22 protein-coding genes and 1 tRNA gene are annotated in these 22,537 nt (G+C 66.2%); 9 read left to right on the top strand and 14 right to left on the bottom strand.

The annotated features are described in order from the left end of the window. Positions 1-508: 508 nt before the first annotated feature. The 3 genes from ACIBI6_RS07885 to ACIBI6_RS07875 all read right to left on the bottom strand — a co-directional run bounded on the left by ACIBI6_RS07885 (position 509) and on the right by ACIBI6_RS07875 (position 2,216). On the bottom strand, positions 509-1,570 hold the full coding sequence (locus tag ACIBI6_RS07885; RefSeq protein WP_396955599.1) for a tyrosine-type recombinase/integrase: 1,062 nt from the start codon (positions 1,568-1,570) through the stop codon (positions 509-511). Next, on the bottom strand, positions 1,567-2,022 hold the full coding sequence (locus ACIBI6_RS07880) for a hypothetical protein (RefSeq protein WP_396955598.1): 456 nt from the start codon (positions 2,020-2,022) through the stop codon (positions 1,567-1,569). The genes ACIBI6_RS07885 and ACIBI6_RS07880 overlap by 4 nt, the downstream gene beginning before the upstream one ends. Before the next feature lie 109 nt (positions 2,023-2,131). Further along, a tRNA-Leu gene (locus ACIBI6_RS07875) sits at positions 2,132-2,216 on the bottom strand. Positions 2,217-2,372: 156 nt separating this feature from the next. Between ACIBI6_RS07875 and ACIBI6_RS07870 the strand changes: the two genes are divergently transcribed. Beyond that, positions 2,373-2,729, top strand: coding sequence for a helix-turn-helix domain-containing protein (locus tag ACIBI6_RS07870; RefSeq protein WP_364348269.1), 357 nt, complete (start codon positions 2,373-2,375; stop codon positions 2,727-2,729). 3 nt (positions 2,730-2,732) lie between these two features. Here the strand turns inward: ACIBI6_RS07870 and ACIBI6_RS07865 are convergent, their stop codons facing one another. Next, complete coding sequence (locus ACIBI6_RS07865) at positions 2,733-3,608, bottom strand: lysophospholipid acyltransferase family protein (protein WP_396955597.1); 876 nt, start codon at positions 3,606-3,608, stop codon at positions 2,733-2,735. A gap of 193 nt (positions 3,609-3,801) precedes the next feature. Between ACIBI6_RS07865 and ACIBI6_RS07860 the strand changes: the two genes are divergently transcribed. Further along, a complete protein-coding gene (locus ACIBI6_RS07860) occupies positions 3,802-5,163 on the top strand; it encodes a M20/M25/M40 family metallo-hydrolase (protein ID WP_364348263.1) in 1,362 nt (453 codons plus the stop codon). An 18-nt stretch (positions 5,164-5,181) separates the two neighbouring features. Continuing rightward, positions 5,182-5,718 (top strand): YbhB/YbcL family Raf kinase inhibitor-like protein, encoded by a 537-nt coding sequence (locus ACIBI6_RS07855; protein ID WP_364348260.1) that lies wholly within the window; start codon positions 5,182-5,184, stop codon positions 5,716-5,718. A 53-nt stretch (positions 5,719-5,771) separates the two neighbouring features. On the opposite strand, the gene ACIBI6_RS07850 is transcribed toward ACIBI6_RS07855, so the two are convergent. From ACIBI6_RS07850 to ACIBI6_RS07835, 4 genes are all read right to left on the bottom strand, one after another. Then, on the bottom strand, positions 5,772-7,604 hold the full coding sequence (locus tag ACIBI6_RS07850; protein WP_364348257.1) for a long-chain fatty acid--CoA ligase: 1,833 nt from the start codon (positions 7,602-7,604) through the stop codon (positions 5,772-5,774). Positions 7,605-7,792: 188 nt separating this feature from the next. Next, a complete protein-coding gene (locus tag ACIBI6_RS07845; RefSeq protein ID WP_396955596.1) occupies positions 7,793-8,620 on the bottom strand; it encodes a GTP cyclohydrolase II in 828 nt (275 codons plus the stop codon). Between the two features lie 514 nt (positions 8,621-9,134). Then, on the bottom strand, positions 9,135-10,145 hold the full coding sequence (locus tag ACIBI6_RS07840; RefSeq protein WP_396955595.1) for a GTP cyclohydrolase II: 1,011 nt from the start codon (positions 10,143-10,145) through the stop codon (positions 9,135-9,137). 143 nt (positions 10,146-10,288) lie between these two features. Continuing rightward, positions 10,289-11,794 carry a PfkB family carbohydrate kinase gene (locus ACIBI6_RS07835; RefSeq protein ID WP_364348248.1) on the bottom strand — a complete coding sequence of 502 codons (1,506 nt, stop codon included), beginning with the start codon at positions 11,792-11,794 and terminating at the stop codon, positions 10,289-10,291. A 489-nt stretch (positions 11,795-12,283) separates the two neighbouring features. On the opposite strand from ACIBI6_RS07835, the gene ACIBI6_RS07830 reads away from it, so the two are divergent. Both ACIBI6_RS07830 and ACIBI6_RS07825 read left to right on the top strand, forming a co-directional pair. Continuing rightward, entirely contained in the window at positions 12,284-12,544 is a 261-nt protein-coding gene (locus tag ACIBI6_RS07830; protein ID WP_396955594.1) for a hypothetical protein, read from the top strand. 55 nt (positions 12,545-12,599) lie between these two features. After that, positions 12,600-12,986, top strand: coding sequence for a hypothetical protein (locus ACIBI6_RS07825; RefSeq protein WP_396955593.1), 387 nt, complete (start codon positions 12,600-12,602; stop codon positions 12,984-12,986). 48 nt (positions 12,987-13,034) lie between these two features. Here the strand turns inward: ACIBI6_RS07825 and ACIBI6_RS07820 are convergent, their stop codons facing one another. The 4 genes from ACIBI6_RS07820 to ACIBI6_RS07805 form a co-directional block, all read right to left on the bottom strand. After that, complete coding sequence (locus ACIBI6_RS07820) at positions 13,035-14,021, bottom strand: PfkB family carbohydrate kinase (RefSeq protein WP_396955592.1); 987 nt, start codon at positions 14,019-14,021, stop codon at positions 13,035-13,037. A 120-nt stretch (positions 14,022-14,141) separates the two neighbouring features. Further along, positions 14,142-15,218, bottom strand: a complete 1,077-nt coding sequence (locus ACIBI6_RS07815; protein WP_364348236.1) for a quinone-dependent dihydroorotate dehydrogenase — start codon at positions 15,216-15,218, stop codon at positions 14,142-14,144. A gap of 4 nt (positions 15,219-15,222) precedes the next feature. Further along, positions 15,223-15,468 (bottom strand): DUF5703 family protein, encoded by a 246-nt coding sequence (locus ACIBI6_RS07810; protein WP_040691094.1) that lies wholly within the window; start codon positions 15,466-15,468, stop codon positions 15,223-15,225. Next, positions 15,468-16,526 (bottom strand): YncE family protein, encoded by a 1,059-nt coding sequence (locus tag ACIBI6_RS07805; RefSeq protein WP_396955591.1) that lies wholly within the window; start codon positions 16,524-16,526, stop codon positions 15,468-15,470. The genes ACIBI6_RS07810 and ACIBI6_RS07805 overlap by 1 nt, the downstream gene beginning before the upstream one ends. 154 nt (positions 16,527-16,680) lie before the next feature. Here ACIBI6_RS07805 and ACIBI6_RS07800 point away from each other — a divergent pair, with 154 nt between their 5' ends. From ACIBI6_RS07800 to ACIBI6_RS07785, 4 genes are read left to right on the top strand one after another with little or no spacing between them, the layout of a single operon-like run. Then, positions 16,681-17,037 carry a hypothetical protein gene (locus ACIBI6_RS07800; protein WP_364348229.1) on the top strand — a complete coding sequence of 119 codons (357 nt, stop codon included), beginning with the start codon at positions 16,681-16,683 and terminating at the stop codon, positions 17,035-17,037. Between the two features lie 6 nt (positions 17,038-17,043). Next, on the top strand, positions 17,044-17,571 hold the full coding sequence (locus ACIBI6_RS07795; RefSeq protein WP_364348226.1) for a hypothetical protein: 528 nt from the start codon (positions 17,044-17,046) through the stop codon (positions 17,569-17,571). Further along, positions 17,572-19,665 (top strand): MMPL family transporter, encoded by a 2,094-nt coding sequence (locus ACIBI6_RS07790; RefSeq protein ID WP_396955590.1) that lies wholly within the window; start codon positions 17,572-17,574, stop codon positions 19,663-19,665. A 35-nt stretch (positions 19,666-19,700) separates the two neighbouring features. Then, a complete protein-coding gene (locus tag ACIBI6_RS07785; protein WP_396955589.1) occupies positions 19,701-20,051 on the top strand; it encodes a YrdB family protein in 351 nt (116 codons plus the stop codon). A gap of 160 nt (positions 20,052-20,211) precedes the next feature. Here the strand turns inward: ACIBI6_RS07785 and ACIBI6_RS07780 are convergent, their stop codons facing one another. After that, positions 20,212-21,075, bottom strand: a complete 864-nt coding sequence (locus ACIBI6_RS07780) for a heme ABC transporter ATP-binding protein (protein ID WP_396955588.1) — start codon at positions 21,073-21,075, stop codon at positions 20,212-20,214. Between the two features lie 343 nt (positions 21,076-21,418). Beyond that, positions 21,419-22,492 (bottom strand): iron ABC transporter permease, encoded by a 1,074-nt coding sequence (locus tag ACIBI6_RS07775; RefSeq protein ID WP_364348484.1) that lies wholly within the window; start codon positions 22,490-22,492, stop codon positions 21,419-21,421. Positions 22,493-22,537: the final 45 nt, after the last annotated feature.

The following is a 22,537-nucleotide window of genomic DNA, read 5'->3' as shown; positions in this document are numbered from 1 at the left end:
GGTCAACGCATTCGCGATCACCTTCGCCGACCGCTGGCCCGACGCCCAAACCTACTGAGAGAAACCGCCGGAAACACCGTTAGCGAGATAGTCCCCTCCGGACTCACCGGGGTGGCTCAGTATTGGCGTGCTGATGCATTGGTGTCCCTTCCTGGCTGAGGACTGCGTGCTGAGGCGGATTCGGGCGATCCAGCTGCACACGGTCCCAGACCCTGATGTTGTCGCGCTTATGGCATGTGTCATGTCCTGAACGATCGGTGAAACGAAGCCCTGCGGGCGACTGTTGGGAGCAGCTGGAAGCGCCGCTCGAAACGGGTCTGCCATGGGTGAGGTCGCGCCGGTGAACTGCCTGCGGTGCGCGCGGTGGGTGATGCTCGAAACACGAATCGGGCAGCATATATCCGGGGGTCGCCCCGAGAGACCGGCATTCGCTGTGGACCAATGTCGAAGAGTTCGTCCCAGTGGCTATCGCCGGCCTCGGGGCAGACCATCTGCCTGGCTGCGTCGTTTATGTCGTCATATGGTTCTTCTGTGCCCGCGTGAGCGTTGTGGCCAGGGGGTGGGGTTCCCCGGTGAGGTGGGCGAGCGCGGATGCGACTTCGTTGATTGTTGCCGTGGTGTAGACACCGGTGGGTCCGGCGCTGCCGAGGCCATGGCGGGCGAACTCGCGGGCGATCGCGCCGCCGTAGCGGCGCTCGACCCAGGTGGTTGTGGTGTGGCGCAGCCAGTGGATGGAGATGCCGTGGGTGATGACCCAGGGCAGGTATCGGCCGAGGCGCTCGAACAGGTAGTTGTAGCGACGGCGGGTGATGGGCTTGCCGTTGCGTGCACGCAGTAGTTGCTCGTTCGGTGCGGCTCCGCGCTGTTCGGCGTGGCGGCACAGCGCGCGCATTAGTGTGGGCGAGACCGGCTGCCATTGTTCGGTGCCGCCTTTTTCCCGTAAGAGAATCACTGACTGCACGGGATCGAGATCTCGGGGACGCAAGGCCAGTGCACCGCCTCGGCGGCAGGCGGTTTCGGTGTGCAGGCGCAGCAGCAGGGTGTCGAGCTGCGGGTCGTTGCCGGTGGTAGCGGCGACGCGGTTGATCTCGCTCAGGAGGTCTTCGGGCAATGCACGCCGATTGGATCGCGTGCGCCGGGGTTTGGTCAGCCTCGCGGCCGGGTTGTCGCGCGAGTCGATGATCCGGTTATCTTCGGCGTGCTTGTAGACCCGGCGCAACGCGTCGATGACGTGGCGCACGACTTCACGTCCGTCTCGACCGTTGCGGCGGATCAGTCGCTGGGTCTTGATCACCTCGCACAGCCCCTGCAACTCCACGGCAGTCGGCTCGTTCAATGCCCGCTCAGCCCACCCCGGCTGGGCAAGAATCTTCGTCCAATATGTCTGATAGTGATCGCGAGTCCGGCTCGCGGGCATGCTGTCGGCGACGATAGGGATGTAGTCACCGAAGGTCGGGACGCTTGCGGCCGCACCGGTGTCGTCACTGAGCTCGGCGACGGTGAGATTGAACCGGTCCATCATCATCCGGACCGCGGCGACGTCGGCGCCAGTGTCGCTGCGCGCGTTCATCGGCTTACCCCCGCGGAGAAGCGGCGAGCGGCCATCTCATCGAGGACATGTGGTGGGAAAACCACCAGCAGGCGTTGATCAGGATCGGCGGCCAACAGGACCCTGTCGTGATGGCGGATGCCCGCGGCGCGCCGTGCATGGGCGGGCAGGGATAGATGCCCATGCTTGGTGACCCCGCGGCGGCCGTAGCCGGGCCGGGTGATCACGATCAGCCCCGCGGCGATCCGCCAGGACAGGAGGTCACCGGGGTGCCAATCCAGCGCTGCCAGAACGGCTTTGTCGACCACGCGCCCGTTGGTGTCGACCGGGCGCACGCTGTATACCGCGGTGTGTGCGGGTGGTTGCTCGATGGTCGCCATCGGCAGACCGGCACCGATTCCGCAGCCATCGCCGCCGGTGAGCCCGATGGAGGCGGAGGAAGGGATCAGCGCAGATACTGTGTCATCGGTCACATCGACCACCGCCCAACGGAACAAACCCGCAGGTGGCGGCGTACTGCCGGGACGGAGTGTCCAGGCGATGCCCGGACCCAATTTTGGGGGCATAAATGCCACAGATTTGTGTCCGGAGGGGGACTTGAACCCCCACGCCCGATAAAGGGCACTAGCACCTCAAGCTAGCGCGTCTGCCATTCCGCCACCCGGACCGGTGTGCTCAGCAAGGTTATCGGATGTGGCTGCGTTGACCAAATCGCGGGTTTAGCTGGTGATTTTCGGTGTTTCTGCCCCGCGTTGCCCGAGCTGATGACGAGTACCTACTATTCGAGCCAGTACTTGCCGATGCGCATGTGGAACGGGTAGGGATGGGTGCGAAGAGATCCGGGCCGTACTTCTGCGGCATCGACGCGGCGATGGATGTGGTGGGCGGCAAGTGGAAAGCGCTGATCCTGTGGGAGTTGGCGAATCATGGCGTGCGCCGCTTCGGCGAGCTGCGCCGCGGCTTGCCAGGTGTATCGGAGAAGATGCTGATCCAGCAGCTGCGGGAGCTGGAGGAGGACGGCATCGTGGATCGCGAGATCTACCGCGAGGTGCCGCCGAAGGTCGAGTACCGGCTGACCGAATTGGGTAGCGCACTCAATGCGGCGCTGGAACCACTGGGTGCGTGGGGGCGCGATCGCATCGATCGGATCGGCGCCGGGCGCGTCCACCCGCCCGCGTGAGGCTCATCCCAGGATCGGCAGCGTGCGTTCCTCGGCCAGTTTCGACAATGCCTCCTGCATGATCCCGGTGACGTACTCGTAGCCGCGATCCACATCGAGCTCCGACCCAAATATCTGGTGCAGGTCGATCGGCGGCAGGAATTCGACCGTCACTTTGGTCGGCAACGGAATATGCCCGGCGAGGTCGCTGATATTCAGCCCCCACGGCAGCGCCAGCGAAATCGGGAACACCTTCAATCGCAGCGTCCGATCCAGCCGCAGCAGCCGGGCGATCCGGTCGCCGCGGGTGAGCATGAGGGCGTTCTGCTGAGCGCCGTAGTTCACGAACGGCACAATCGGCACGTTTTCGTCCCAGGCCACTCGCAGGAATCCGGTGCGTCCGGCGAAATCGAGCTGGTCCTCCTCCCAGGTCGGGCGGTGCACCTCCCAGTCACCGCCGGGATACACCAGTACCGCCGCACCACTGCGCAGCGCCGCTTTGGCACTTTCGGGGTCGGCCGCCACCGTGCCGAAACGGGACAGGAACATGCCGAGCAGCGGCACGGCCATCACCAGATTGTGGGCGAGTTGATAAAAGGGACGGTCGGGTCCGAAATAGCGCGCGAACGCCAGAGTCGTCACGAGCGCCTCGGGCGAGACATTGCCACCGGAGTGGTTGCCGACCAATAGCATCGGGCCGTTTTTCGGTATCCGCTCCATACCGCGTACCTCCGCCCGGAAGTACGCGCGAACCAGTTGCCAGGACGGTCCGACCGTGTGGGCGATGAATCCAGGATCCCGGTCGTTCATATCCGCCTCGGGAATCCACGCTCGTACCTGCTGGGCGACCCAGTCGGTCGCGGTATCGATCGGTGGCAATGGCAGGTTCGGGAGCTTCATGGGTCCGGCTTTCCGGTCAAGGCTTTTGACCGGGACATACCCGGCCGTGCCGCGACCACACAGCGTCGGCGATTGCGATCAGCGTGAATCGACCCGCACCCGCGCGCGATCGCGCACCTCGCGACGGCGGGCGGTGCCGTGCGGGAACGGCTATGGCGACACGCGGGCGGTGTCAGGTGGTAGGAAAGGGTACGTGTCTGCAACTGGCGAAGTATCCGGTCCGAACACCACGTCTCGTGCCGTGTCCGAGGTGGTCGAATTGGTCAGTACGCTGATCCGGTTCGACACTTCCAACACCGGAGATCTGGCAACCACCAAGGGTGAGCGCGAATGCGCGCAGTGGGTGGCCGATCAGCTGCATCAGGCGGGATATACGACCGAGTACGTGGAGTCGGGCGCACCGTGTCGCGGAAATGTGTTCGCGCGGTTGAAAGGGGCCGATTCGAGCCGCGGTGCGCTGCTGATCCACGGGCATCTGGATGTGGTGCCCGCAGAGGCCGCGGACTGGAGTGTGCATCCGTTCTCCGGCGCGGTGCGCGACGGCTATGTGTGGGGGCGCGGCGCGATCGATATGAAGGATATGGTCGGCATGATGCTGGCCATCGCGCGCCAGTTCAAGATCGAGGGGACGGTGCCACCACGCGATATCGTCTTCGCCTTCCTCGCCGACGAGGAGAACGGCGGCAAGTGGGGTTCGCAGTGGCTGGTGCAGAATCGGCCCGACCTGTTCGACGGGATCACCGAGGCGGTGGGGGAGGTCGGCGGTTTCTCGTTGACCGTGCCGCGCCCGGACGGCACCGACCGTCGGTTGTATCTGGTGGAAACCGCCGAGAAGGGGCTCGGTTGGATGCGGTTGCGCGCCAAGGCGCGTGCCGGTCACGGCTCATTCCTGCACGAGGACAATGCCGTCACGATTCTGGCCGCGGCGGTGGCGCGCTTGGGCAAACACACCTTCCCCCTGGTACTTTCGGATTCGGTCGCCGAATTCCTGGCCGCGGTCGCCGAGGAGACCGGCCTGGAATTCGATCCGTCGAGTCCCGATATCGAGGGCCAGCTCGCGAAGTTGGGCACGATCTCCCGCATTATCGGCGCGACACTGCGCGATACCGCGAACCCAACCATGCTGCAGGCGGGTTACAAGGCGAATGTGATCCCGCAGACCGCCGAGGCGGTCGTGGACTGTCGCGTGGTGCCGGGGCGGCAGGCCGCGTTCGAGCGTGAGGTGGACGAGCTGATCGGCCCGGATGTCGAGCGCGAGTGGATCACCAAACTCGATTCCTACGAAACGACATTCGATGGACATCTCGTCGACGCGATGAACGACGCCATTCTCGCCCACGACCCGCAGGGCCGCACCGTGCCCTATATGCTCTCCGGCGGCACCGACGCAAAGGCCTTCGCCCGCTTGGGTATTCGCTGCTTCGGTTTCGCACCGCTGCAGCTGCCGCCGGAGTTGGACTTCACGGCACTGTTCCACGGCGTCGATGAGCGGGTTCCGGTGCAGGCACTCGAATTCGGCACCCGGGTGCTGGAACACTTCCTGTTGAACAGCTGACGATCGAAAGGACTCACCGTGCCCGACTACTCCTACAACCCGTACGACGCGCTGCCGGAGGTGCCCAGCTTCACGGTGACCTCAGAGGATGTCGCCGATGGCGAGAGCTTCGGCAACGATCAGGTCAGCGGCGTCTTCGGCGCGGGCGGCAAGGATGTCTCGCCGCAGCTGTCCTGGTCTGGATTCCCTGCGCAGACAAAGAGTTTCGCGGTCACCGTCTACGATCCGGACGCACCGACCGCGGCCGGTTTCTGGCACTGGGCGGTGGCCAACATCCCGGTGAGCACCACCTCGCTGCCGCGCGGGTCGGGCAGTGAGGGTGGTGTGCTGCCCGAAGGGGCGGTCACGTTGCGCAATGACGGCGCGTTCCCGGGATTCGTCGGTGCGGCGCCACCAGCCGGACACGGGTACCACCGCTACTTCATCGTCGTGCACGCGGTGGATGTGGAGCGGTTGGAGATCGACGAGAACGGCACCCCCGCCTTTCTCGGGTTCAACCTTTTCTCGCACACCCTGGCCCGCGCCACCATCGTCGCCAAGTACGAGGTCGTCTAGACATAGCGGGAAAACGACGGTGGCCCTGAGCTTTTGCTCAGGGCCACCGGTCATTACGAGACGTTCACCACCGATTCAGGCAGCGGCGTGGTGTAGAGCGAGGCGATCTCCTCGGCGTACTTCGCCGCGATCGGGTTGCGCTTGAGCTTCATCGTCGGGGTCAACTCATCACCGCCCGGCTCCCACGGCGTCCCGACCACGGTGAATCGCTTGATCTGCTCGACTCGCGACAGCTTGCGGTTGCCCGCGACGACCGCGGCCAGCACCTCGTCCAGGATCTCCTTGCGGGTGGCCAGTGCGGCCAGATCGTCGGCGGGCGCGTCGATTTCCTTGGCCCGGATGGCCGCGGTGTCCGGGTCGAGCACGATAAGCGCGGAGATGAACGGTTTGGCCTCACCGATCGCCACCACCTGACCGACCAGCGAGGAGGCGGCCTTGACCGCGTTCTCGATATTGGTCGGGGAGATGTTCTTACCCGACTCGTTGATGATCAGTTCCTTCTTGCGGTCCACGATCCGCACATAGCCGTCGGCATCGATGGTTGCGACGTCACCGGTGGCCAGCCAGCCGTCGTCGTCGAGCGCGTCCTTGGTCTTATCGGGCTGCTTGCGGTAACCCGGCGTGACGATCGCGCCGCGCACCAGCAGTTCGCCGTCCTCGCCGAGCCGCAACTCGAGGCCTTCGACGGCCCGGCCGACCGAACCCGGGCGCGGCTTGGCCAGTTCGGTGTAGGTGGCCACACCGGTTGTCTCCGACATGCCCCATACCTCGCTGACGGTGAACCCGAGTCCGAGGAAGTATTCGAGGGTTTCGGCCGGGATCGCGGCGGCGCCCGAGGCGGCCACCTTGAGGTTGTCCAGGCCGAGCGCGGCCCGCAGCTTCGAGAGCACCAGCGCGTCGGCGACCTTGTACTGCGCCGCGAGCAGCGGGCTGCCCCCCTTACCTGCCAGCTCGGCGCGCGCCGCCGCGACGCCGGTGTTGATGGCCCAGTTCGCCAGTGCCTTCTTCACCGGGCTCGCTTCGGTGGCCACCTTGCCGTCGATACCGGCCTTGATCTTCTGCCACACCCGGGGCACACCGAAGAATACGGTGGGACGCGCGTCGGGCAGTGCGGCGGCGATCTCACGCGGATCCGGTACGCAGGTGATCAGGATGCCGGTGAGCAGGCTGATGGCATGGCCGGAGATGCGGTCGGCGACGTGCGCGGCGGGCAGATAGGAGATCGCGCGGTCGTCGAGGCCGACTCGCAGCGGGCCGTTGACCAGCGCGATGATCTGGGCCAGCACATTGCGGTGGGTGATCTCTACGCCCTTGGACGGGCCGGTGGTGCCCGAGGTGTAGATCAGCGTGGCGAGATCATCGGGGGTCACCGCCTGCCAAGCGGCGTCGAAATCGAAGTCGGCGGCCGGATTCGCCTCCAGGTCGGCGAGGCCGACCGCATCGGCGGCCGGACCGTCCACCACCACGATGTGTTCGAGCTGCACACCCGCGCCCTTGATGACGTCGAGGAAGGCGCGCTCGGTGATCACCACCTTGTTCTCCGCATTGGTGAACAGATGCGTGATCTGCTCGGATGAGCTGGTGTTGTAGATCGAGAACGGTGTAGCGCCCAGATGCAATGCCGCCGTATCGACCAGATTGAACTCGGGCCGGTTGGTGAGCATGATGCCGACGGTGTCGCCGTGGCCGACGCCAAGGCCGGCCAGTCCCGCCGCCAGCGTGCGCACCCGCTCGCCGTATTCGCGCCAGCTGATCTCCGTGGTGCCGCCGACCGTCCGCAACGCCACCTGATCCGGTCGTAACTTCACGGTCTCCTGGAATGCCTGCGGCACCGTGTACACCGTCTTGCCGGACTCGTGCGCGAAACCGATTTCTGTTGTCGTCATCTTCCCGTTTCCCGATATCTCTGGCGTGAACCGCGCCCGGAGCGACCGCATGGTTTCCACACGGTTCGAGACCCGCTGCTCCTGATAAATTGCAAGCGACTCTATCTCATCGTGTCACACGGTTCGATAGCACCATGTGGCGCGGCTCACTCATGGTAGCCAGACCGGGGTAATCGTGTCCGTTACTTCTATACGGACGAATCAGACCCCGCACCGCGCCCCCACGGCAGATCCGCGCCCCGCAGCCAGATCCGGCGAAGTGTGCTGGGCCGCACTTTGACGCGCACGCGCCGGACCGTGTGACGCGTGCGCAGTGCAGGTCCGAGCCGCGACCAGATACGCAGAAAGGGCCCCGATCGCTCGGGCACGGACTCCATGCGCGGCTCGCACAGCATGCCGTACGGCGGGATCATGTGCCCGCGACGGCGCCGTTTCGCCTCCAGATATTCAGCGGCCCGTTGGCTCAGCGGTTCGGTGTGCAACGGCACCCGGGTGACCGCCAGACCGGTCGAACGCAATTGGTCGACCTTCGCGGGATTGTTCGTGAGCAGTCGCACTGTGGTGAGTCCGAGATCCTGCAAGCTTTTGGCCGCAGCGTGGTAGGTGCGGCTATCCGCGGGCAGGCCAAGACTCTCGTAGCTTGCGAAGGTATCGATTCCGCGGCGTTCACTCTCCCGGTAGCCGAGCGCCTTCGCGATCAATCCGCTACCCCTGCCCTCCTGCTCCAGATAGATGAGCACGCCGCCGCTCTCGTCCCATATCCGGTCCAAGGCCTGGTCGAGTTCGGGCCCACAGTCGCAATCCTGCGAGCCGAGCGATTCGCCGTACAAACACCGCGAGTGAATTCGGACCAGACATCCGTCGCTCACCTCGCCATATAGCAGCACATACCCGCACTCGGCACCGCCGGACACCTCCATCACACGAAGTTGCAGGTCCCGCCCGTTGCGGGTGAACCGATGGGCGGTGTCGTCGTGAGCGCTCGAGTTGTCCACCACGGTGACCTCCGATTTCACGACCGGGATATGTAGCCTGGTGCGCTTGCTCGATCGCGGCGCCATACGCGCGGGAGCTTCCCCACGCCGATTTCGCCGCGCGAGGTCGATCGAGCGACATCGGCGCGCTCGCGCGACCGATGTCCGTCCCGTCCGGACGTCCGAGATGTCTTGACTCGCAGACGGAATCACTGGCCGGTCGCGATGGGAATTCGATATCGGTTGTGCCGCGGGAAGATCATCGACCAGCCGATCTGGATAATACTGCGCCATACCAGATCCATGCCGCGTGGTCTAAATCACAGCTGCGAAGAATTTGCGAATGCGACTGAGCGCCTAGCCGAATGAGCGGACCCTGTTGTCGGAAAAGCCAGCCACGCACATCAGTTCGCGCATCATCCGACCAGGGCTGCTGTCCGATTGCTGAGAAAGCTGGATCCGGGAGCGCGCCGGCCTATCGTCCGGGCGGCGAGAGCCGATGCACACCACTGCCGAGAGTTCGGCGAGCAGCCTTGGGGCCGTGTCGTTTTCGCAGTTACGTACCGAACTGGTCCGCACCGGCGTGCGCCATTGCGCGAGCACGTCGGCGCCCGATCCCGCGAGGTGTGGGAGGGCGAGGTTCTCCTGGCGCGCGGATGTCATCCGATACCTCACCCAGGTCCGGATACAGGTAGCACGGCTGCTCGACATCGACCACCGACCGACGTGCCGCGTTGCGTATTCGTCGAGCGGGTCGGTACCCCCCACGCCTGTCGGGCCACATGCAAAGACCCAGGACCACCAAGCCCGTCGCAGCCGAAATCGTGGCGACGCCTATGTATCCGAGCAGAGCAGAGGGCAGCGCCATCACCGGAATCGCCACGGATGCCAGGTGAATACGGGCGCGTCGCTCCCGACTGACTTGCTCGACCGGCGAAACAGCCAGCAGTCTCGGGATCTGGTGTCCGCGATGACGCCGTTTGGCCTGCAGATATTTTCGCGCCCGCTCGCTGCGCGGCCAGGTGTGCAGCGGCACCCTGGTCACCGTGAGTCCGGCCTGCTCCAGCGGTTCCACCTTGTCGGGATTGTTCGTCAGCAGTCGTACCGATGTGAGTCCGAGATCACGCAAGCATTGGGCGGCGAACTCGTAGGACCGTGAATCCGCGCTCAGCTCCAGCCGCGCATAACTGGTGAAGGTATCGATGTCGAAGCGTTCGCTGGTCTGTAGCCCACGGGCCTTGTTGATCAGCCCGGCGCCGCGGCCCTCCTGTTCCAGATAGATCAGCACGCCCGCGCCCTCGTTCTGGATCATGTCCATGGCCATATCGAGCTCGGGGCCGCAGTCGCAGTCATCTGACCGCAGCGCGTCGCCGTAGAGGCAGCGGGAGTGGATCCGGACCAGACAGCCATCGCTGATTACGGGGGATCCGTGTGTCGCCTGCCCGAAGACCAGTGCGTGCCCGCCATCGACACCGTGCGGTATCGGCACGACGCCGACCTGTAGTTCGCGACCCCGGCGGGTCAAGCGGTGCCCGGTCTCATCGAGGCTAGACGCCGCTTCGGTCACGCTGGCCCTCCGATACATGGGATGAACTTGCAGGTGATGTGGCCTCGCCGATCGCCGTAACGTCCGCCCGTGACGGGTGCGAGCCAATTTACACACCAACCGAGGGGGGCCGCGTCAGCGGGGCCTCGACGCATCCTAGGCGCTCAGCCCGTGGTCGGCTCGTCGGCGGCGATGTGGACGATCCGATCGATATCGTGCTCCCGCGGCATCGCGTCCGGCACATCGCCGAACGACTGGGTGGCCACCATTGCCGCAGTGGCCCAACGGAATACCCGCTGGTCGACCGGTCCGGCCGTACCGACGAGTTGGCGCGCCAGAGCGGCCGAGAATGCGGCCGCCGCACCCGGTGAGTCGGCAAGCGCGACGGGGAAGTCGGCGATGCGGGTGTTGACGGCATCGGATCGCACCGTGCAGTGGAAGCCGTCGATCACACACACCGCACGAACACCCAGCATGCGCAGCCGTTGTGCGATGTTCTCGGCCGAGCCGATATCTTCCCCGGGCAGCATCTTGGCGAGTTCCCCTGTGGTGCCGACCAGGTAATCCACGGTGTCGAGGTAGCCGTACAGATACTGAGGGCTTTCGACGGCCGGGGTGGCATTCACCAGCAGCAGCGGACGCGGATTCAGGGCACGGATGGCGGCCATGGTCCGCTCGACGACATCGATCGGCTGCTCGAAGGTCAGCAGCACCGCGTCCGAGGCGGCCAGAGCGGACCGCACCTCCGGATCGCGGGGGTCATGGGTACCCAACCGGATCCGCTCATCCTTACAGCTGATGTAGCTCGAGGTCCCGGTGCTGGTGATCATCACGGCCGTCACTTGGGTCTGCGCGCCGGGGACCTCCTTGACCAGGCGGATGTCGACGTTCTCGGTTTCCAGATAGTCGCGGATATATCTGCCCGCGTCGTCGGCGCCGACCGCGGAGACCAATCGCACCTGAAGTCCCAGCCGTGCCGCTGCCACCGCACGATTGAGCCCCTTGCCACCCGCGTGCATCTCGAATCCGCCCGGCGTCGACTTGCCCGCCACCGGAATCTGCCCGATGCGGTATATATGATCGATCACGGAGTCGCCGATGACTGTGACGATTCCGCGTTGCGGCTGTGAATCCGGCAGCGTCACAAGCACTTTCGGTTCGGGAGTGAAACGATATCCGGATCGGCCGGCGTAGCTCGACGCGGCCACGAGCTGTCCCGCCAACGCGGTGAACGCCCGGCGCTCGGGCGTCGCTCGCAGGGAGCGCACGCTCGGCGGAGACGTGATGTCGTCTGCTCCGACCGTGCGATGCAACAGTTCCCACACCGCCGTGAGATATTCACGCCGCTCGCCGAGATCGGCCGCGTAGAGGCGCGCCAGATCGATTCCGTGCGGCGACTTTTCGCGCAGGAGTCCCAGCGACAACTCAGCGTCGGCGATCAGCCGGTGCGTCGGCGCCAATTGCCGGGCGAGGTCCCGAATCACCGGCAGGACGGCCTGCTCCACCGAGATGCCCTCGCGGCCCGCTCGCTCCTTGACAACGGGCAAATCCAGCAGGGGAGCGACGTCGATTTCCGTGGTGCGCAACCGATCCGCACTCAGGCCCGAACGTTTGCTGAGCCTGGTGAGAATGTTGCGGATGGCAACCGTGCGTGAGTCCTGCTGGACCATAGGCGGGCCTGTCCTCCATGACGCTGCGATCGTTCCCTGTGCCACTCTCACGATATGCCAATCGTCCGGGGTTTAGCCGTCGAGCGAACCGGCAATTACCAACTTACAACGGCAATTGACCGTAGTGAACGGCAAATGCCACACTGAGTTACGGCGACCAAGCGTCGTCCGCCAGATGACTCGGGAGGGCCCTGGTGATGAGAGTGATTCTGCTGATACGGCACGCACGGCGGCACGGGGAGCCGAGAGCCGGCGGCACCGAAACCGAGCTCGTTGCGAACCTCGCCACGGCCTAGGCGAACGAATCGAGTTCGCCGGAACGACATTTCACCCGATCAAGTCGACTCGTCGCCTGCTCCATCCGACGGCAACGAGCCCCGGCTGACCGCGACACAGTGGTCGACCGGGGCTCAGTGCACCCGAAATGCGGTCGGCGACAGCTCGGGCACCCCGGAGACAGCCGTGACGATCTATGAATGCAGCCGGTCGATGACCAGTAGCGTCACGCCCGACGAATGGGCATGGCGAGCAGGCCGCGAGGAACCGGCATGGCGATTGAGCTGGCTACCCGACCAGCTGACCCGCGAACAGGCCTGGGCCGGAATGCGATTGCAGGAGATGCTGAGCCACCCGGACCCGGCATCGGACCACGACGCGCACGCGCGGGCATTGGCCGATCAACTCGGTATCACCGTGCAGCAGGCACTGCACACGCTGCACCAACGGATGCTCGACCGGAGGCATTCGTGACCAGCTACGTACCCCCCGAGCTCATCGGGCTCGAATTGCTACACCGGAGGCACCCATGACCGTCGACACCACCGACTGGACCATGATCAGCGATATCACCCCCGAGTCGGCATACCGTCAGATCGGGTCGGGGGCCGCGGTCTGGCGACTGAGCTGGCTGCCGGATCGGCTGCTGACCCGCGAACAGGCGCTCGCGGGCATGGAACTCGACGAGATCCTCAGCGATCCGGATATCGTGCACGATCGGCACGCCCACGCCGACGCGGCCATCCTGGCCGGACGTGTCGGCATCATCTGGGAGCAGGCGGTGATCCTGTTGTCGAAGCGGATACTGACTCGACTACGCCAGCGTCCCAGCGGGATTCAGGACGACCCGGTGGACGGTGAATCCGCCTCTTGGATGTCGCTGCACGGCGACCGGACACCGTGGGTGTTCCGATAGTGTGCGGCGCCGCGGGGCATCGGCCGCCGGGAGGGGAGGCGGCCGATGTCATCGCGACGCGGGATACCGAGCCACGACCGCATCGATCGTGGCGGAGGTCGGCATACCGACCGGTACCGGACCCTCCACGGAGGTCGATGCCATCGCAGCGGTTGCCCAGTAGTAGTCCGGGCCAGTGGCGGGTCGCTCGGTCAGCAACAGCCGATACGCCAGCGCGGCACCGAACGCGGCACCGCCGCCAGGTGAATCTCCTTGTCGCGCTGCTGGATTCGCGGGCAGATCGAGGTTCACCGTGTCGGATCGGACGCGGCAGGCGAGGTGCTCGACCGCGCAGACACTGCGCACCCCCCGCGCGCGCAACCACGGCGCGACCGACGAGTCGAAATCCGCATCGCGTGTGCCTGCCAGGTCACCGAGCTCCCAGGGCGCCCCGATCAAATAATCGATCCTGTCGAGGTGGCGGAGCAGGTCGTGAGGTGCCTCGATCGGCGGTGCGGCGTGCACGATCAGCACGGGCGCGGGCCGCAGGCTCCGGACGGCGGCCAATACCCGATCGATCACCCAGCTCGGCTGTTCGAACGTCAGCAAGACCACATCCGCGGCGGCGAGCCCGTCACCGATGTGCTCGACATCGGGCACGATGCCATCCTCACGACAACCGATCGTGGTGCTCACGCCCGTCGGGTTGACCACCACCATCGTGATCGCGCTCGGCACGCCGGGTACGACGCGCACATGTTCGGTATTCACCCGCTCGGCACGCAGGTAGGCCAGTATCCGCCCGCCCGCGTCGTCGTCGCCCACCGCTGAAATCAGTCGCGATCGCAGGCCGAGTCGTGCCGCGGCGACGGCGCGGTTCAGCCCCTTGCCACCCGGATGGGCTTCGAAGCGTCCGTGCGCCTCCGGCCCTGCGGAAGGAACGTGATCGACACGGTAAATGTGATCGCTGACGGCGCCCCCGACGACGGTGACCACGCCACGAGGAACACACGCGTTCGCCGGTTCGGCATTCGTTCCCGGGTCGTGCGGGACCATGCGCCGCCCCCTCTGGGTGCTGCATTCGATATGTCTTGCCGCACACCAGCTTAGGCCCCACACACGCGAAATGGCATGTGCCGCAACAATGCATCAACCGCGCGAAACGACCGGTCGGGATCAGGTATGAGCCACGTGCTCCGCGCCGACCGCCTCGGCGATCGAGTGGTAACCGGCTTCGCGCAGCCGCTGGGCGATCCCGCGGTGGATGTGGCGCATCCAGAACGGACCGCCGTAGATGAAGCCGGTGTAGCCCTGCAGCAGGGTGGCGCCGGCCTGGATGCGCTCCCAGGCCTGGTCGGCGGTTTCGATACCGCCGACCGAGATCAGCACCAGATGGTCGCCCACGCGGCGGTAGAGCCGCCGCAGCACCTCCAGCGAGCGCTCGGCAACCGGAGGACCGGACAACCCGCCCGCGCCCATGGCCGCGACCTGGCCGGCATCGGTGCGCAGGCCGTCGCGGCGGATGGTGGTGTTGGTGGCGACGATCCCGGCCAGGCCGAGTTCGACCGCGAGGTCGGCGACGGCGTCCACATCGTCGTCGGACAGGTCGGGGGCGATTTTCACCAATACCGGGACCTCGACGCTGTCGAGGACGGCCTGCAGCACCGGGCGCAGGGATTCGACGGCCTGCAGATCCCGCAGACCGGGAGTGTTGGGGGAGCTGACATTGACGACGACGAAGTCGGCCAGCGGCCCGAGCAGAGATGCGCTCACCGCGTAATCGGCCGCCGCGTCAGCGGGTTCGACGATCTTCGTCTTTCCGATATTCGCGCCGATCGGGACACCGCCGCGGCGGTTGCGCAGATGTTCGGCAGCTGCTGCGGCGCCGTGGTTGTTGAACCCCATCCGGTTGATCAGGCTGTGGTCGGCCGACAGCCGGAACAACCGCGGCGCGGGATTGCCCGGCTGGGCCTGCGCGGTGACGGTGCCGATTTCAGCGAATCCGAATCCCAGTGGCGCCCAAGCGTTGACACCGTCGGCGTTCTTGTCGAACCCGGCGGCCAGCCCGAGCGGCGCGGGGAAGTCGATGCCGAAGGCGTGATTGCGCAGGATCGGATCGTCAGTGGTCAACACCTTGGTCATCGCCCAGCGCGACGGCGCGAACCGGGCCGCCAGCCGCATGACCGTGAACGCCAGATGGTGGATGCGTTCCGGCGGCAGCAGGAACATCAGGCGCAGCAGCAGTGAATACATGGCCTCACATTCCCGGTTCGGGCTGGGGTAGTAGTGCGGTTTTTCGGCGCCGCAGCAGTACCCGCCTGCTGCCGTCGGTGTAGGCTCGCACCCGCGACAGTTCCCAGCCGCCGAATTCGGCTTGGATGGCCAGCCGCATCGAGGCCGTCACCCGGGTCACCTCCGGTGGGAGCCGCAGTGGCACGTATTCGTAGTCGTCACTGGTGGTTTCCCAGCTCGCCGGTAGCGCTGCGCGTGATTGTGGCGCCATCACTGCCCTTTCTTCCGCTGGTCCGCGCGGATCCGTTGCAGACCGTCTCCGGTCGCGGAACCGACGAACAGGTCACCGGTGCGCTCGTCGATGGTCACCGAGTTCGGCTGGCGAACCGTCGGATAACGGCCCACCTCTCTCGGTATACCCGTCGACAGGTCGAATCCGACGACTTCGTTGCTCTGGGTACACGTCGCCCACACGGTGTCGGACCGCTGATCGTAGGCAATCGCGTAAGGCGACGATCCTACCGGGAATCGCTGCCGCAGCACGAGCGGTCCGGCGGTGTAGACCAGCAGTTCGTCACCGGCGGTGTCGGTGACGGTGATGCGGCCGAACGGATCGGTAATCAGGTTGGTCGCGCCCTCACCCGCGCGCAGTGCCAGGCCGAGGCGGTCTTTGCCGAGATCGAGCTGGGTGAGCGAGGTCTGGCGGCGGTCCAGGACCGAGACATGGTTGCCGGTGAGGGCGAGGGCATCGGCGGAGGCGAGCCCGGAAATGGTGTCGGTGACCTTGCCGTCGGGGGAAAGTTCGCGCACCTTTCCATCGGCGGTGCCGACGAACAGCGTGCCGTCGTCGCGGTAGCGCACCGATCTGGCGTCGCCGTCCACGGGCACCTCGGTGGTCACGCCGGAGGTGATGTCGACACGCATGATCCGGTGGTCGCCGGGGATCAGCACTTCACCCGGCTTGCCCTGCGCCAAGCCGACACCGTGGGCGGGCAGCAGGAGGGTGCGCATCTCCTCGTTCGGCGCGCCAGTGGGATCGACGCGGGTGAAGGTCACGGGGTCGATGATGAACATCATTGTGCTGGTGTCGCGGCTCGCTTCGAGCGCAACCAGTTGTCCAGTGGCCGCCTCGGCGAATAGTCCGCCGACCGGGTTGCCGAGCCCCCATACGTCCCCGGCGGGGTGCGTGCTCTGCTCGGGCGCGACCGCCGCAGTCGCCGCCGGTCGAGTCTCGAGCTTGTCGCTATCGGAATCGGAGGAACATCCGGCGATCAGCGCCAGCACCGCCGCACCCGCAAGCACAGCAGGTAGCGAACTATATGGGCGCATCCACCGAACTCCTAACTACGACAAATCATCGGCTACAGCACCATCTGACCATGATGGCGCACTTGACCGGCCTACCGGGGTAGTCGCTGGCGGAGAATGTCGGTGATGGGGGTTACCGTTGACTTGAATCAATATCCAATTCAGGGAGATCCGGTTGAAAGCCGACCATCCATCGGGATTTGCCATCGATGACATAACCGTTGGTCCGTTTGCTCACGGATTCGGCACCACGGCCGACGGCAGGCCCTACGCCTTCCGCACCGTGCGCTCCACCGTCGAGCTGGAGATCTACCGCGCCGATCTCGACAGCGATGTGCCCGGACCGGAGGACGTCGTCGCCGTCGCGCAGGCCCGCGCCACCGATATCGACCTCGACGACGAACGCAGCGTCGTCGCTCTGGTGCGCGACATGATCCCGGATGCGGTACCGGTCGAATCGGCCCCGGATCGGGACATGACGACCGTGCGGGCCCTGCTCGGCCGCATCAGTTCGGTCATTGATGGTATGTAGATGGTGATGCCAACCACACGATTCGTCCGTTCCGTGCTGACCGCGGCCATCCTCGTCGCGGCGGCTGCGGCGTGCAGCACCGGACCGGATGAGGCCTCGGTCGATGCCGCGCGTTCCTCGGCCAATGCCTCGCTGTCCTCCTCGATCGCGACCTCCTCCAGCGCCGCCCACCGACCACTGCCGAGCGCCGCCGAATTGGATGCGCAGATCAAACGCGCCCTGGATCCGGCGCTACCCGACTCCGAACGCACCGACCTCATCGAGGACGGCGAAGCCTTCCGCGACGCCATCCCGGACATGTACAAGGCACTGCAGGACAATCCGCGCGCCGTCTACGGCGTCACCGATCCGGTCTTCGACAACCGCGACGGCACACTGACCGCGACCATGCGGCTGGACAAGGACGGCACCGGCACCGCGGTCCGCACGACCGTCGTGCATTTCGTGCTGCTCGACGGCAGGTGGAAGATCTCGCGCACCGACCTGTGCGGCATTCTGCGCTCGGCCGATTACCGCACCGCGGCCTGCGGCTAGATGATCGAATCCGGTTCGCTGCGGTGGGGTCGTCTCATCCACCGCCACCGCTATCTGGTGCTGGGCATCGCCATTGTCGCGGTGCTGCTCTCGGGCTGGTACGGCCGGGATCTGGCGGGCCGGCTGACTCAGGAGGGCTGGTTCGACGAGAGCAGTGAATCGGTGGCCGCCGCCAAGATCGCCGATGCCACCTTCGGCCGCGATACCGACAGCGACATCGTCTTGCTCTACACCGCGCCCGAGGGCATGACCGTCGACGATCCGACCGTGCGTGCGGCAGTGACGAATTCGCTGAAGCAGCTGCTTGCCCGGCACCCCGACCGGATTCTGAAGATCGACAGTTATTGGGACAGCCCCTTCGCCGCGCAGGCCACCGATGCCTCGCGCACCCATGCCTTCGCCAGCGTCGGATTGCGCGGAGAGGGCACCGCGACGGTCGAGAACTACACCGCGATCAAGGGTGAGCTGGGTGCCGGGCGCGCGGGCGGTGGCCCCGGCGGCACCACGGTGCAGTTGGCCGGGCTGCAACCGATTGTCGAGGGCATCAATCAGGGCATGCAGGACGATATCCGCCGGGCCGAGATCATCGCGCTGCCGATCGTGGCGATCCTGCTGTATTTCGTATTCGGCGGGGTGGTCGGGGCGTTGCTGCCGGTGCTGATCGGCGGGATGACGGTACTCGGCACCCAGGGCACCATCCGGATGCTCACCGATCACATCGCGGTGAACGTTTTCGCCAGTGCGGTGGTGACGCTGGTGAGTCTGGGGTTGGCGATCGACTACGGACTGTTCACCGTGACCCGATTCCGGGAGGAGCTGGCCGGCGGGCACAGTGTGGAGGATGCGACGGCGCGCACCGTGGCCACGGCCGGGCGCACCGTACTGTTCTCGGCCGCGATCATCGCGATCAGCCTGGCGGCGTTGTTCATCTTCCCGAACGGGGTGTTGCGGTCGGTGCCCTATGGCGGCATCAGTTCGGTACTGCTGGCCGCACTGCTGTCGGTGACGGCGCTGCCCGCGGTGCTGAGCATTGTCGGACGGCGAATCGACCTGTGGGGTTGGCATCGGTTCTCGCGCACCAAGACCGAGGCGCAGATCGACTCGGGGTTCTTCTCGCGGCTGGCGACACGGGCGATGCGGCGACCATGGGCGGTGGTGGTGCCGATCGTGCTCGGGCTGCTCGCGTTGATCGTTCCGATTCGCAATATCGAGTTCGGCGGGATCAGCGAACGGTATTTGTCCGAAGACAATCCGGCGCGGGTCGCGCAGGAACGGTTCGACCAGTTGTTCCCGAGTTTTCGCACCGAGCCGATCAAACTGGTGGTGGTGGGCGCGAATCCGCAGCAGCTCAGCGATATTCGCTATGAGGCGAGCCGGATTCCCGGTCTGACGGGGCGTTTCGAACCCGGTGCGCCGACCAAGGACCAGATCAATGTGCTCAACGCCGGTCTCGCCGACAAGCGCAATGCGGACGCGGTGATCGATGCGCTGCGTGCGATTGCGGAACCTTCCGGGGTGGAGATCATGGTGACCGGGGTGCCCGCGCTCGAGCGTGACAGCATCAACGGGCTGCTCGTGCGGCTGCCGTTGCTGGTCGGGCTCCTGGCGGCCGCGGCGTTGGTGATGCTGTATCTGGCATTCCGTTCAATCGTGTTGGCGCTCAAGGCGGTATTGATGAGCGCGCTGAGCTTGGCCTCCACACTGGGTGTGCTCACCTGGGTGTTCGTCGAGGGGCACGGGGCCGGCAGCTTCGACTTCACACCGGGGCCGCTGATGTTCGCGGTGCTGGCGCTGATCGTGACGGTGGTGTTCGGGCTGTCCACCGACTACGAGGTGTTCCTGCTGTCGCGGATGGCCGAGGCGCGCGCGGACGGCGCGTCGCCGCCGGAGGCCATCCGCTACGGTATCGCCCACACCGGCGGGGTAATCACCTCTGCCGCAGCGATTCTCATCGTGGTGACCGGCGCTTTCGGGTTCTCCGACCTGGTGTTGATGAAATACATCGCCTACGGCATGATCGCGGCACTGGTCCTGGACGCGTCCGTGGTCCGCATGCTGTTGACGCCCGCGGTGTTGAAGCTGGTCTGGCGTTGACGGGGCTGCTCGTCAGCGGGTGAGAGGGATCGAGAATGACTGTGCTCGAGGGCGCGAATCCGGGCCTGATGTTCTTGCTCGAACTGGGCGTACTCGCCGGAGCGGCGATCTGGGGCTTCACCCTCGATGCGAACCCCGTCGTGCGCGTCGTCGCCGGAATCGCCACCCCCGCGGTATTCATCGTGGTGTGGGCATTGTTCGCGGCGGGCGGCGGCAAGAATGCGCGATACCCCCTCACCGGCCCGTGGCGCGCCCTGTTGGAGATCGTCTGGTTCGGCGGCGCGGCGGTACTGATCGGTCTCGCCTTCACGGCACTGGCCGCAGCCGTGTTCTTCGCGATATGGGCGATCAACGCCGCCTTGCGGATGCTGTGGCATCAGGCCTGAAATCGCCTGTTCGGAGCCCGATCTCGGGCTGAGCATTCACTTTTCGTGCGAACGTGACAGCAAACCGTCGACGACTCGGCCCGGTGTTAGTGGATGTGGCTCGGCTGCCAGTCGTGCTTGCGCGACGGCCGGCCTGTTTCGAAGCGGGGTCCGGCGACGGTCACCGACGGACGGGCAGGACCAGTTGGGCGCCGGTCACTGGGTGGTCGAGGACTTCGACAGGGTGTTGGTAGACGCGGGTGAGGAGTTCGGTGGTCAGAACTTTGCGGGGTGGGCCGTCGACGGCGATGCGGCCGGATTCCAGGACGGCGACGCGGTCGGCGTAGGCGGCGGCGATGCCGAGGTCGTGCAGGACGACGACGACGGCGGCGCCCGCGGCGGCCCGGGCGGTGGCCAGGCGTAGAACCGCTTCTTGATGGCCGAGGTCGAGAGCGGCGGTAGGTTCGTCCAGCAGCAGGGTTGCGGTGTCCTGAGCCAGGACGCGGGCCAGGGCGACACGGGCGCGTTCACCGCCGGAGAGTGTCGGAAATGGCCGGGCGGCAAGGTGTTCTACGTCGGCGACGGTCATGGCGGCGGCGATTCGCTCGTCATCGCGGTCCCGCCGCTCGGTCCGCACCCACGGCGCGCGCCCCATAGCGACCACCTCGCGAGCGGTGAACGGGAATCCGACGGTGTGGCTCTGCGGCAATACCGCACGGCGCCGCGCCATATCCAAATGTGACCAGTGGCCCAGCGCCCGACCATCGAGTTCGATCGTGCCCTCGCTCGGCTCCAACTCACCCGCGAGCGCCGCCAACAGTGTCGACTTGCCCGCCCCGTTCGGCCCCACCAACGCTACGATCTCGCCCGCGACCACGTCGAAGTCGACCGCTTCGAGCACCCGCCGCGTATGCGCCCCCGAAGCTCCACGCCTGTCGACGCTCACACCGCTGGCCCGAAGCGTCACCGCACCCGGCTGCGGCGGCACCGGCAACTCATGCGTCCGTGCGAACACCGACCCCAACCCCTCCAGCACCCTGCTCACACCTCCGCCCCACCTGCGGGCTGCGGCATGTATGCGCGACATTCGCTGATAATGCTGCCGCGCCGGGCCGTCGAGTTCGACATTCCGGCCTGCACTGCCTGTCGGCCCCTCGGCGCGTCGCGCCCGTCCACTGCCGGCCCGCGGTCCAGCATCGGCGTGCGAGGCCACCAGGAATCTGCGTTCGACCTGCCCGGTTGCCCCGCCCGCACGCTGCATGACTGATCGGCGGGAGAGATACATTTTCGGCCGAACACTCCGACGCGCTGGTGAATGGCGTTCGCGACAGGGGCCCACCACATTCCGAGCGTGCGCGGAACGGTTGCGTCCCAGCTGATTTCGCGACTCATGCCCAACCTCCCGCGCGAGCACGCGTGCGGCGCAGGAGCCAGAAGAAGAAGGGGCCGCCGATGAGGGAGGTGAGCATGCCGAGGGGCAGGTCGGCATTGTGGACCAGGGAGCGTGCGGCCACGTCGGCGGCGAGCAGCACGACCGCGCCGAGGATGGCGCTCAATGGGATCAGGATGCGGTGGGCGGGGCCGACCAGCATGCGAACCACATGCGGCACGATCAACCCGACGAACAGCACGATGCCGGTGAAGGCGACGCCCGCGGTGGCGAGGACGGCGACTACCACGATGACATTGCGCCGCAAGCGCTCCACGTCCACACCCAGGTGCCGGGCGGGGGATTCACCGAGAGCGAGCAGGTCCAGGCGGGGCGCGATGAGCACCGCGGCGAGAATGCCGAGAGCGGCCAGCGGAGCGACGACGTGCACCGCATCCCAGGTGGCTCCATTGAGACTGCCCAATTGCCAGAACACGATCTGGTCGCGGGCGGCGGGGGTCGCGATGAACAGCAGCAACGCGATCAGGCCACCGGCGAAGGCATTGATCGCGACGCCGGTCAGCACCAGCGTGACCACCTCGGTGCGCCCATTCGAGCGCGACAGCAGATACACCAGCAGTGTGGTCAGCAACCCCGCCGCGAATGCGGCCGCCGCCACCGACCACGCCGCCACGAACGCACCACCCACCACGATCACCGTGCCCGCGCCGACCGCGGCCCCCGCCGACACTCCGATCACACCGGGTTCGGCGAGCGGATTCGCGAACACCCCCTGCAACAACGCACCCGCTGTCGCCAATGCGGCGCCGACCAGGATCGCGAGCACCACGCGCGGGAACCGCACCTCCCACAGCGTCACCTCACCCGCCGGATGTGCGGGCATCGGCCCCCAGTCCAACCCGATCCGATGCAACACACTGCCCGCCACCTCAGCGGGTGTCGTCGGCACCTGCCCGATCGCCGCCGACGCCAACGCCAACACCACCAGCGCCGCCACCGCCACGGCGAACACGATCGCGGTCCGCGACCACCCTCGCGACTCGGGCGCAACGGGATGCGGACTGTGCGGCATCGCCGAGCCGGTCGCGGTTGCCCCGGTAGCCCTTCCGTTCACACC

The organism is Nocardia sp. NPDC050412 (assembly GCF_044458825.1).
In the GTDB taxonomy this organism is placed as follows: Bacteria; Actinomycetota; Actinomycetes; order Mycobacteriales; family Mycobacteriaceae; genus Nocardia.
This window is presented reverse-complemented; position numbering and strand designations above follow the sequence as displayed.